Raw genomic sequence first — 12825 nt, forward strand, 5'->3', positions numbered from 1 at the left:
TTTTATTTAGAATTTGTAAGTAACACTACCAGTAAAGGTTCTTAGATCCTGAGGGTTCATCGTGCTGTAACCTGTCCAGTATTTTTGGTTGGTAAAGTTGTCTACCTTTGCACCGATCCTGAATCTTTCATGGTCATAAAATACCGAAGCATTGAAAATTTTATAGGCAGGCAGGGTAAACACGTTTTCAGTGGTGGATGTTGGCGTGATGATTAGGTTATTTACGATTCTATTGTCGCTGGCATAATTACCACCTGCTCCCAATCCAAAACCTCTAAGTGAGCCGGTGTTAAATTTGTAACTGATCCATAAGTTTGCAGAATATGGAGCTGCCGAATAAGCATCTCTTCTACCCTCAACATCCGGCGAAGCATTTTCTAAATGATTATCGTTATAAGCGAAACCGGCAATGATATTTAAACCGTTGATAGGGTTTGCCACGATTTCGGCTTCGATACCTTTACTGATTTTGTTGCCATCCTGGATCTGAGCGTTAGGGTTGGAAGGATCGCCATTGTAACCCCTTACAATATCTTTAACTTTGATATAATAATAAGATACTGATCCTGTTAATTTTCCGTCAAACAAATTGCTCTTAACCCCACCTTCAATCTGGTTGGCCTGTTCTGGTTTAAAAGCTTCTCTTTTATAATCCAGACCGTTAACATTATTAAATCCGTTTTGATAGTTCGCAAATAACGACAATTGATCTTTAATGGGTTGGAATACCAATCCAAATTTTGGAGAGAAAACCGTTTGTTTGTATGCGCCTGTTGGCGCCGAGCCCGAACGGTCGGAATTACCTTTGTTATCAAAACGATCTACCCTTAATGCAGCCAGGGCAATTAATCTGTCGGTGATATTGATTACATCAGAAGCATAGGCACTGTATGTATTTGTTTTGAAATTTGACAGGTACGTAGAGTAGGGATTTGTTGCATAAAAGGCAGCTAAATTATGCTCGGTAAAATTATTGTAATTGGCACCGGTTCCATTTTTATCGGTTAAATCAAAAGTATCGATCGAATAAAATAATTGGTCAGAATTCTGACGTAAATAGTCTAAGCCTAAAACAATCCTGTTTTTGATAGATCCTAAGTTAAAAGTACCATTAAAGTTTTGTTGTACTTCGTAATTGTAAAGTTTACTATTGTCGGTCGATTGATCTGCCCTTGATATTAAATCGGCTCCAGGTGCAGCAGTTGGATTGCCGAGCGGAGGATAGTTATTTGGAACGAGGAACAAATAAGTACCACGACCGTTAGAAAAACTATAGCTCGATGAAAAACTGGTATGTGATGACCAGTTTTCGTTAAATTGATAATTGGCCTGACCAAAGAAATTTGTACTGTTGTATTTTTGTTTCATCGCATCAGCGGTGAAAGATTTGTCGTAAGGTATCCCAGATTGATCTGCCCGATCAAAACCAAGATCTTTTACAGGGAAATAGAAGAAAACGAAAGGTTTTAACGTGTTTTTACCATTGGCGATTTCCGCGTCAAAAGTAAAATCCAGTTTATCGTTCACTTTATATGATAAACTTGGTGCAATAAAGAAACCTCTATCATATACATTCTCCTGGAAAGAACCTTTGTAGTTGTAAGAAGTATTTAGGCGTGCGTAAATATGGTTAGCTTTATCAACAGGGAAATTAAAATCGGTACTTATCCTGTTTAAGTCATAGCTACCTGCCGAATAAGTTACTTCTCCACCAATACCTTCGAAAGGCTTTTTGGTTACACGGTTGATCAAGCCCCCATAAGAAGTTAAAGTACTGCCAAATAAGGTAGCAGACGGTCCTTTAATTACCTCAACACTTTCAATATTGGCCGCATCGTTACGGCTGGTTACATTACCTGCAATTCCGTTTCTTAGTTTCGATTGTACGATAAAACCCCTGGACGCATAATATGCGCCACCGTCTCCACCACGTGAAGTCGACTCCCACATTTTTTGAATACCAACAGCATTACGCGTGGCATCGTCAACCGAAAAGATCAACTGATCATTAAAGGTCGCTTTGGTAATCGTGGTGTACACCTGCGGGTTCTCTAAATTGTTAAGTGGCATTTTAGAAACATAATCACTCTTTTTGGTGGCATATTTATTAGCCCTTCCCTGACTGATGTTTACCTCGGTAAGCTGATTTGAATTTTGGCTGATGACGAAATCAACAGTTTTATTCTCCCCTGCGGCAATTACCACAGATTTTTCGATGCTCTGAATGCCAACACCCGATGCGCGTAAGATATAAGAACCTGGTTTAACTCTTTGTATTTCAAAAACACCCTTATCGTTGGTCACATTCCCTAAACCCTTACCCTTTAAACCTACCGAAATATAAGCGGCTGGTTTTCCATCTGAAGTGGTAACAGTACCACTAATAGTCGAAAACTGCTGGGCGAAGGTGAGTAAGCTTATAAAAGTTAAAAGAAATGTTAAACTAAAAAGTTTGATTTTAAGCATGATAGTATTTATTTGGATTAATTCTAAACAGGTGCAAAATAACGGTAGAAAATCCTATAATCCAAATTATTTTGATTTATTCTAAATAAAGAAAGCGATTATGTGAAACGAGATTTTTGATATTGGCAATTATTAATGCCCTAATGAGTTAGTTTAACGATTTAGTAGCTATTATTATCAGTATTTTACTGATTTTTTTCGGTAAGAAATGTTTTGTTGGTAATTACTGCTATTACACTCCGAAAAACTGACAAAATTGGTGGAAAATGCGCCTTTTACGTTGCTAATCGCACATTTTTAATTGTAGATACCCCTATTTATGAAATTAAATACGGTGTGATGGTTGTTTTTTAGGTTAAAATATTGCTTTTCTTAGTTAATAACCAATTAAAATCCAAGTAAAATTTCTGATACTTTTACTTATAACTCAAACACAACTAATCATCCCTAACTAATCATCAATGGAAAAAAATTCTACAAGACATCCCTATGTGAAATTTTTAGCGGCCACCTTCTTTTATTTGTTAATTCCCTGGCTGGCTTTTGCCCAGAAAACAATAAGAGGAACCGTTTTAGATCAAAATGATAAACCTATCCCCGGGGTATCCATCTTAGAAAAGGGGACAAAAAATGGTACCTCAACCAATGCTGAAGGGAAATTCACATTGGCTGTACAAAGCGATAAGGCTGTTCTAGTGGCCAGGATAGTCGGTTTCGTTACTGTTGAAAAAACAATTACGGCAAGTGGCACCATCAACTTTTCGTTACAAGACGACAACAAAGTGCTCGATGAGGTGGTACTGATCGGTTATCAGAAAATAACCAGGAAAAAATCAACAGCCTCTATTTCCAGTATTTCGGGAAAAGAACTGGCCAATTTACCGGCTGCGAGCTTCGATCAATTATTGCAGGGTAGGCTTGCCGGTATAAATGTTCAAAACTTTACAGGGCAGCCAGGGGTAGCGCCCACAGTTTCCGTTAGGGGTAACTCAACAGGGAGTACCAGTTACGACCAGTTTAATGTAATAAGATCACCCTTATATGTGGTAGATGGGGTGCCTCAATCTTCTGACGATTTTGTGCCGCCCGGAACAGGTACGGGAACCAACTATCTGGCTGGTATCAACCCCAATGATATTGAATCTATTGACGTATTAAAAGATGCTTCGGCGGCGGCTATTTATGGTTCGAGAGCTGCAAATGGCGTTATATTAATAACAACCAAAAAAGGGGTTAGCGGGGAAACAAAAATTGCCCTAAGCAGTTATGCAGGTTTTGTACAACGACCAGATTTACGTGAAGCCACTATGGGAACTACTGAACGCAGACAAAAAATGGAAGTTTTACAAAGGCAGCTTAGTTACGACCAGAGAAGACAGCTACCATACCTGCTTACTGATAGTTTGAACCCGATATTCAATGGTAATACAGACTGGCAGGATTTATTTTATCAGGTTGGTAAAATTAATGATAACAACATCAGTTTAACTGGTGGTTCGGATAATGGAATGACTTACCGTTTTAGTGGAGGCTATTATAACGAACAGGGTGTTGTAAAAGGAACAGGGTTTAAACGCTATAGTACCAGGATCAACTTAACCTCAAGGGCGTTAAATAAAAAATTGATGATCAACCCACAATTTTCTTACTCGAGGGCCGATCGGGCCAGAGGCAACGAAGACCCTAACGATCCTTCTAAACCCACCAAGGTAGGTTCAGGGAACTTGCCGTCATCCCTACTCAGCTTATCCCCCGAGAAACTCGACTTTTTTGTAAACCCCAACAGTGAAAACTTAGATAAGAACATTTCTAATCAGTTTGGAGCTTACCTAAATTTAAGCTACGAGTTTAATAAACATTTTACGTTAAACTCCCAGTCGTCTTACACATCAGATAATTCACGAAGAGATGCCAGCGTCAGCAGTCTTTTAAATAATGGTTTAGGTAACAGTGCCAGCAGCTTTTCATCTACCGGAATGGGCTTAAGAACTTCTAATTATTTGAATTATATCGGTAACCTCGGCAAACATTCTTTTACGGCTGTAGTGGGGCAAGATATAGAGTATAATCAGTATCAAAACACACAAGCTGCTGGCTTTGGTGGTGCTTCTGATGATGTACAAGTAGTAACAGGCTTTCAACAGGCAAATATTTTTGGCTATTCAGAATATCGGGCCCATGGATTAATAGCTTATTATGGTAGGTTTAACTATGATTATGCAGAAAAATACCTGTTATCGGGAACGATCAGGACGGATGGTTCATCTGGTTTTGGCGAAAACAACAAGTATGGTGTTTTCCCATCAGTATCGGTTGGGTGGATCCTCTCAGAAGAAAACTTCATTAAAAACATCACTAATAATCCATTTAGCCTGATTAAAATCCGGGGTAGTTGGGGTGCCACCGGTAATGAAGACCTGAAAAATGCTTATGTACAATATAACAATTACCTGGTTAATAATGGTGGTTTTTCAGGTAATGGTGGTTCTACCTCTTACAATGGTGTTACAGTTATTACACCTAATTTTAGGAATGGTGTAGCACAAAAAGATTTAAGCTGGGAAAAATCTACCCAATGGAACATTGGTACCGATATTGAAATCCAAAACGGAAAATATGCATTTACCTTTGAAGTATATAACAAAGAGGTTAAAGATAAATTGTTCAATGTTGATTTGCCCGTTACCTCAGGTTATGATGTGGCTTTTACCAATGCTTTTTCGGTGCGTAATTCTGGTATGGAGCTGACTTTTAATGCCAATCCGATTAACAAGCCATTTAGGTGGAATACTTCATTTAATATTTCTTATAACAAAAACCAGGTGATGAGTTTACCTAATGGGGGTAGAGATATCATTTTAAGCGGTGATCGGTTTGATAAAACCCACATTTTATCAGTAGGTAGTCCGCTTAACGCATTTTATCTTTATCAAACCAAGGGGGTGTTTTCCAGAACCGGAGATATCCCGCAAAATCCATATACGGGCGAAAGATACCGAAATAGCAACGGCACTTTTAATGAGGGAGATTTTTACCTGGCCGATTTAGATGGCGATTATTTTGTGGATATTTTTAATGATGGGATTAATCCAGATAAACAACCTATTGGAGATCCTAATCCTCGTTTTACAGGAGGCTGGACCAATAATTTTAATTATAAAAACTTCTCATTGAGTATTTTTGCAGCATTTACCTTTAAAAGAGATGTACTCAATTTATTCGATTCCGATCGTTTTGCAAATTCTCAAGACGGAAATGCGATATATCAATTTGCTCGTTTCTCAACACCGGATTTAGACAAGTTGAATATTTGGAGAAATCCTGGCGACAATGCTGAATATGCTAAATATGATTTGGGTACTTACCGTTATTATTACACGGGTGCACAAACGTTTTTCTTAGAAAAAGGCGGTTATTTAAGAATAAAAAATATTACCCTTGGATACGATTTAGGAGCAAAAACTTTGAGCAGGTGGGGCTTAAGCCAGTTTAAAGTGTTTGCTATGATTGATAATGTGCACATGTTCCAACAATCTAAAAAGTTGCCAGACGCAGAGGCTGTAAACGGGTATGGAGAATATAGTGGGAATGGATACCCGATTCCGAAAAAATACACTCTAGGTCTTCAAGTTCAATTTTAATACTATTAAGATGAAAAATATAATCACAAAACTCGCCATATTAAGCACTGTAATCATTATAGTAAGTACCAGTGCGTGTAAAAAGCTACTTTACGAAGAACCTAAAAATGCACCATATGAACAAACTTTTTGGAAGACGGCTAAAGATGTAAGGAGTGCTATGGCTGGTAACTATGCCTTGTTCCGCAATGCCATTACTGATAAAAGTAACCGGTATTACATGTATGGAGATGCCATTGCTAAAAATTACTTTACAATACAGTATACGGGTGATGGGCTTGAAGGCATACAAAATGGAGACTTTACTTTTCAATACAACCTAAATACATTGGCTAATTATACGCTTTATTATAAAAGTATAGCCATGTCTAATCTCATATTGCAAAAGGCAGCCGGTATGACAGATGCTCAATTGTCTGAGGAGGATGATCCTATTGAATTCAGAAATAATGTTGTAGGGCAAGCTTATTTTTTAAGGGCCTTGAGTTATTTTATGATGGTGCGGGTATGGGGCGATGTGCCAATAGTTACCGAAGCATATGAAGATCCTCTTAATTCGCCTCAACTGCCTAGAAGGCCTAAGGCAGAAGTAATGAAACAGATCGAGGATGATTGCCATAAAGCCATTAATCTATTGAGTTGGACTTACGCCAACACAGGCGATGCAAAAGTTACCGCCAATAAGGGTTCTGCCTATGCGCTTTTGGCCCATTTGTATTTATGGCGTGCAACAATGTCGAACATATCTACCGATGCACCAAATTTAGTTGATGTAAATAGTGCCGATACCACGATTAATACCCTCGTAAGTAAAGGAGGTTATACTTTAACTGATACCGCCAATTATAAAAATACATTTATAGGCCGTTCTTCGGAAGGTATTTTCGAAATTAACATTAGCGAAAATACACTCGAGGGATCAGCCAGTTCAGTAGGTGCGGAGTTTCTAAACGGAAGCTATATTAATGGATTTGGCAACAATCCCAGGTTTTATGTAGTACCGAGGTATATCAATGATCATTTTTATACTGATACCGATATCAGGTATAAAAAGGGTTTTGATTTTACACTGCCGGAAAAACCCATGTGCATTAAATACAGCAATGTAACTTACCGGAATCCGGGGCAAAAGTTAAACCCTTATCTAAGCAATAACATCATCATCTTCAGATTGGGGGATATGCAGTTACTGAAAGCGGAAATTGCACTTTACAAAGGCGATGCCGCAACTGCAACTACGATTATTAATAACTTTAGAAGAAGAAATGATCCTGATCCTGTTTTGGTAGATGCTGGCTTAACAGTAGATGAGGTAATGGACGAATATATTATAGAACGTGGGAGAGAAATGTTTTTGGAAGGGCATTTGTTTTATGATTTGCTGCGGACGCGGAGATATGGTTTTATTGTAGACTGGCTTCCTGAAGCAAGATTTAGAAAAGAAGGCTTTTATTGGCCTCTAGATCCTGCTTTATTTAGGAACAATCCATATCTGAAACAAACTACCTATTGGTTGGGTAAAGTGTAAATAAGTTGATTCTTAGATTAAAAGACATGAAAAATAATATTTTAATATATATATGCATAGCCTTAACTGTCTTATCGGCATGTAAAAAAGACGATTATAAACGTGATGGCGGGACTAGTAACGCTTATGTGGACATGACCACCTACGATTATTTAAAATCTAACAGGAATTTTGATTCTTTGGTTAAAGTGATTGATAAAGCGGGCTTAAAAGATGTCGTAAATGGAGATGTTACCTTCTTTGCTGCCACCAATTATAGCGTTGCCGATTATGTAAAGGCAAAGAAAAACCAAAAGGCTATTGAAACCGGAAATGAAAATTTTAATTTCGGAATAAAGGATATTCCATCACAGGAGTTGAGCGATTCTTTAAAAACCTATCTGTTTGCAGGAAAAATAAACAGGGATCAGATTACGCTTGGGGGTAAATTATATAATAGTTTATTGGGTGTAATCCCAAACGTTCAATACTTGATAAAATTTAGGCGTTCTTACGAGTTTAGTGAGTATATAAATTACGTAGATTATGTTACCTATACCAAAGTGATTGGTACGCGTGATGACAAAGAACCCGATGTGAATGCAATACCAGAAAATCAGAAAGACAAGGCGGAAGATATTCAAACTTCGGGAATTATCACCAAAACAGGAATTGTTCATGTTTTAAATGGAAATCACCGTTTGTTCTTTAACGCTCAACCTCTTGGCAATTAACTATAAATTTTAAAAAGCATGAAAATTAAATATATTTTAGGTATACTTTTTCTACTGAGCATGTATGCCTGCACTAAAATTGAGAAAGGTTTTCAGAGTGACGGTATTCGCTATAAAGACAATGATATTTTTGCGAAAAGAGGCTTAATCATTGTTCAATCTGACAGGATTAATGCCGATGGATCCACCCCGCCATTTACCTTTAAAATGTTAAACTTGCGAAAAGAAGATGGTTCTCCGGCACCGGCAGAATTTTCAAAAGAATACGAAATCTTAGTGTTTAAAACAGGGATGAATTTTGATCCAGAAATAGATGTTACGCGTGAACAACTGGATAAAAAACGAGAATTGGTGAAGAGACTACCCATGTATTTTAATGAGAATAGCGGTCAGCTTACCTTTAACAAGGCATCAGCCAATTTACCCTTAGGCAGATATGTTTTTGATGTGGAAATGACGAATCGTACCGGCACGAAACTTTTTCCGAAACTGGCCACGATCAACGTTGTAGATCCGAGCATTGAAGATTTATTCGTTATCACAGATAATGTTGCTAACGGCTTTAATGATGTTACGGGTGTAGCAACGCCAATGAAAAACCCAATCATTACCTGTACCAAAATTTCTAACGATGGTGCGAGGGCAATTTTAAAGATGGTGGATAAAAATGGTAAAGTTTTTAATCCTAAGGCAGGAGAAATTATAGCAAGGGGAGATAGGCCAATTTTTGAAAACTATGCGAAATTTAACCCTGTAATCCAGACGGATACCGCCATGATTTGCGATTTTGAGGTAGCACCGTTTCCTTTAACAAAATATGTTACGCCAACTACCGATTGGGGCTTTTTGATGTACTACCGAATACCGAGCACCTTTATAAAGACGATAGATGGCTTTCCGGCATCGCCAGGTTTTTCTGTAAATCCAAGATGGTCGTGGCAATTGAAGCTTGAGGGAACTTATATAATCCAGGTAAAATTCCCTGATGTAGTCAAAAAATAGCAGATAGGTTGATCAATATTTACACAACCTTTAACTGAAAACAAATAAAAGGGCAATTTTCATATCGAAAATTGCCCTCTTACATTCAATTTTAGGTATCAAATATCAACTGGTCGATTTTACGTTTTTTATGTGCAAAATACTAATTCCGAAAAATTCAATTGTCATGCTGAAGTAGGTTTAATCTTCAGTTAATAAGTTATTGATAAATTGATAATGATTAGTAAATATACCGAAATTAATAAAATTAATTTCATCTAAAGTCGATTCTTTTGGTTAATATGTGGTCGTTTTCAGTTAAAAAAAAGTTACAATTTAGGGGGTAATAATACTAAATTCACAGTAGTAAGTATTCATTTATAGGGATTAATGAAAACTGCTCCAGCACCAATCGTACCAAGTAATACTTAATAATTTAATGTAATCAAAGTAAAAAATAATTAACACTCACTAAACTATGTACTAATATGAAATTAGTTATAACTATTTGCCTTGTTCTAACAACTATTTGTTTGTTTTCTTATAGTAAGGAAAATGAAGTAAATTACAAAGTAACAAAAGCAATACCGCTTAATCAAAATTTGACCTCGTTGAAGTTGATCACTAATCAAGTAATGGGGAGCTACGTGAAAACATGCCCTGATGGATTTATTGGTTGCGGAGGCACATCTGGCCAGCCATGTATAGGGCAGAAGGATTGTGGCCCACTGACAATTCTTCGTCTATATCCTTGTCCTGGATCTAGTCTTTTTGGATGCAAGGGGAGCCTTCAAACAGGTCCGGAGTGCTTAAATCCACTGTCATGTCCACCCCCACCCATCTCCATGTGATTTCGGAAGCATAGCATTTGGATGTTTTTCTGGATCACCAATCGGTTGACCGAGTTGCAGTCCTTTAGTGAATTGTCAAACGTCACCGGATTAAATATTTTGTATGCTTAAATATCTATCGCTTGTCTTTTGTCTTATATTTATTAGCTGTATTTGTTTTATTTCCTGTAAAAGCACTGATCAAAATGAATATATAATAATTTCAAAATCAGCCAAAGATGCCTGGAAATATGAGATTAAAATAGATTCTATACAAATACCTCTGGAACAAGAGTATGGAGGTCCGTATTTTACCTATACCCAATACAGCGAGCACAATGTAGATTATCTTTTAGGATATAACCCTATATCATCGAGTATTGATATTTTTGATTTAACAAACCGTAAGAGGTTTAAGCAGTTGAGCTTAATTGGTAAAGGTTTATCATTCAAGAATTTAGATAAGAAAGATTTAGATAAAAGTAGAAGTGTAGTGGATATTGGTATAATAAATTTTAGTTCTATAATACTTAACTATAGCAATGAAAAACTGATTGTAATAGATACAAATCTGCGAAAGAAGCAAGAGATTTCAATGGATGGCATATCAATTCAAAATAATATGCCAGGTAAGTTAATTTCGTATAGTCATGATTCTAAAATGTTTTTTTATAATAATCAGCTTGTTCTAAACCAAGTATACAATAACTTTGATTGGAATAAAAAAATGCCTGCTTTTGCTTCTTTAAATATGAGCACCGAGAAACTCACATTTCTTCCAATTTCATATTCTGATTATCTGTACAAAATTAAAGGCAGTGCAGGTTTTTTAACATCTATCGTTACGAGTGAACATCAAAAACAAGGTGTTTTAACATATAGCTATCTTTATGAATCCAATATCTATCAGTATAACCCTAAAGATTCAACAATTACCTGTTATGGTGGAACTCCCTCCAAAGGAAAAAATCTAGCTGATTCAATATCTTATAATGAAGGAGAAGATCCGAAAAAATGGGTAACCCATAATATAGAAAACAGCCAGTTCTTCAATGTAATGTATGATAAATACCGGCATGTCTATTATAGGTTTAGTTTAAGAAACATATTACAGGAGAATGGTAAATATTTTAATTCCATTTTAGATAAACCTTTGGTGTTAATGATTTTTAATGAAAAGTTCGAAGTAATTAAGGAAATAGAATTGCCAATGTATAAATATTCGCCAAATACGTGGTTTATTACGAAAGAGGGTTTGTTTGTTTCGCCAACCCACAGAAAAAATAAATTTGTCGATCTACTACATTTGAGATTCGATATCATAAAAATCGCAAAAAATAAATCCTGATGAATAAGTACTATATTGTTTTAGCTTTCTTATTAATAATTACCGCATGTAATAAACGAAAGACGTCGGAAGATGAGGAACACCTTAATATGTACTTTAAAGAAAAGCAAAACACAGATCTACGTAAATTAAATAATTTTTTTATTGTTGTAATATCAGGAAACTGTGGTTCCTGTACAGAAAAGACCATTAAATTTCTCAAACAGCTTGGAGACAAGAAGGAAAACAAATTTAGTAACTATAAAAAAATAGTTGTAATCCCCAGCAATAATGCTGAGGTTTTAGATTCAATAAAAAATTCCAACATACAATTTATAGTAGATGAAGGATTTGAATTGGAAAAATATGGAGTCAACTTTCAAAGAAATGCTTTTTTTGAATTTAAGAAATCAGAACTTTTTTATAAGGATTGGTTGTATCTAGACAACGTTGATACGGTGGCAAAAAAATACGGTTTCACCATCAAATAGAAATCGCTTTATATCATTGAATCCAATGACATAAAGCGACTATAAAAAAGATTTTTAATCTTATTATTTAATCAATATCGCCTGTAAATTCAATGTACGTTCGGTATCATTTGCAGGTGATACCAAACCACCACAGATCACATCATAATGATAGCCTGCTACAAAAGTAGCACTTGCGGTAGTGGCTTTAACTGATCCTGAAGCGGTTTCTTTTGCATCAAAAGTATAAGTTCCTGCATCTACCGCAACAAATGCGCTCGCATTTTTGAAAGCTTTATTGGTAATCAGTGTAGTAGTGGCACCGGTTTTTGCTAAATCCAATGCAGGTGCGTCTGGCGATAAATTGATAAAACGGATGTAAGCTTTATCCGTTGCCGGAATAGACAGATCATCACCAATGGTATAAACATCCAATGCGGCTGGTTTATTGATCAGATAAGATGAATAATAAGTGCTGGCACTCAGGGCTATGGTTTTGGTCAATAAACTCTCTGTACTACTGGCTGTTGTAAATTTTAAACTGTAAGAACCCGCGGCGTATGAAGTATAGGAAGCAGAACCACCATAAGGCAGTGCTGCGGTATTAACCATCGTTCCATTAAAGTAAGCGTTATACGTTGCCAATGTCGGAGAAGTATTGATTACCCTGATATAAGCTATGGTAGGATCTGCAGTTTCTGTTTTTTTGCAAGAAGTTAATGCCGTAAAGGCGGCTAGCACGAGTAAAGTAAGCGGTTTGAAATAAACGGGTGTAAAATTCTTCATGTTGTTTTAAAATTTGATTTAATATTTATGGAACATCAATAAAACGATAGCTGGACGGTATTCGCTACAGGTGTACAAATATT

The 12825-nt window shown here is 36.5% G+C and carries 8 protein-coding genes; 6 read left to right on the forward strand and 2 right to left on the reverse strand.

Annotation, left to right across the window (positions count from 1 at the left end; translation table 11 throughout):
• Positions 1–6: 6 nt before the first annotated feature.
• Complete coding sequence (locus AC04Q1_RS10310) at positions 7–2466, reverse strand: TonB-dependent receptor domain-containing protein (protein ID WP_478364290.1); 2460 nt, start codon at positions 2464–2466, stop codon at positions 7–9.
• A 461-nt stretch (positions 2467–2927) separates the two neighbouring features.
• Here AC04Q1_RS10310 and AC04Q1_RS10315 point away from each other — a divergent pair, with 461 nt between their 5' ends.
• From AC04Q1_RS10315 to AC04Q1_RS10340, 6 genes are all read left to right on the forward strand, one after another.
• Positions 2928–6107: a SusC/RagA family TonB-linked outer membrane protein gene (locus tag AC04Q1_RS10315; protein ID WP_478364292.1), complete on the forward strand. Its 3180-nt coding sequence runs from the start codon at positions 2928–2930 to the stop codon at positions 6105–6107.
• A 10-nt stretch (positions 6108–6117) separates the two neighbouring features.
• Entirely contained in the window at positions 6118–7635 is a 1518-nt protein-coding gene (locus tag AC04Q1_RS10320) for a RagB/SusD family nutrient uptake outer membrane protein (protein ID WP_478364294.1), read from the forward strand.
• A gap of 26 nt (positions 7636–7661) precedes the next feature.
• Positions 7662–8348: a hypothetical protein gene (locus tag AC04Q1_RS10325; RefSeq protein WP_478364296.1), complete on the forward strand. Its 687-nt coding sequence runs from the start codon at positions 7662–7664 to the stop codon at positions 8346–8348.
• An 18-nt stretch (positions 8349–8366) separates the two neighbouring features.
• Positions 8367–9350: a hypothetical protein gene (locus AC04Q1_RS10330; RefSeq protein ID WP_478364298.1), complete on the forward strand. Its 984-nt coding sequence runs from the start codon at positions 8367–8369 to the stop codon at positions 9348–9350.
• 933 nt (positions 9351–10283) lie between these two features.
• Positions 10284–11507 (forward strand): DUF4221 family protein, encoded by a 1224-nt coding sequence (locus AC04Q1_RS10335; RefSeq protein WP_478364300.1) that lies wholly within the window; start codon positions 10284–10286, stop codon positions 11505–11507.
• Positions 11507–11977 (forward strand): hypothetical protein, encoded by a 471-nt coding sequence (locus tag AC04Q1_RS10340; RefSeq protein ID WP_478364302.1) that lies wholly within the window; start codon positions 11507–11509, stop codon positions 11975–11977. Before AC04Q1_RS10335 ends, AC04Q1_RS10340 begins: the two co-directional genes overlap by 1 nt.
• 63 nt (positions 11978–12040) lie before the next feature.
• Here the strand turns inward: AC04Q1_RS10340 and AC04Q1_RS10345 are convergent, their stop codons facing one another.
• Positions 12041–12742: a DUF4397 domain-containing protein gene (locus AC04Q1_RS10345; protein WP_478364304.1), complete on the reverse strand. Its 702-nt coding sequence runs from the start codon at positions 12740–12742 to the stop codon at positions 12041–12043.
• Positions 12743–12825: the final 83 nt, after the last annotated feature.

The organism is Pedobacter humicola, from assembly GCF_056490705.1.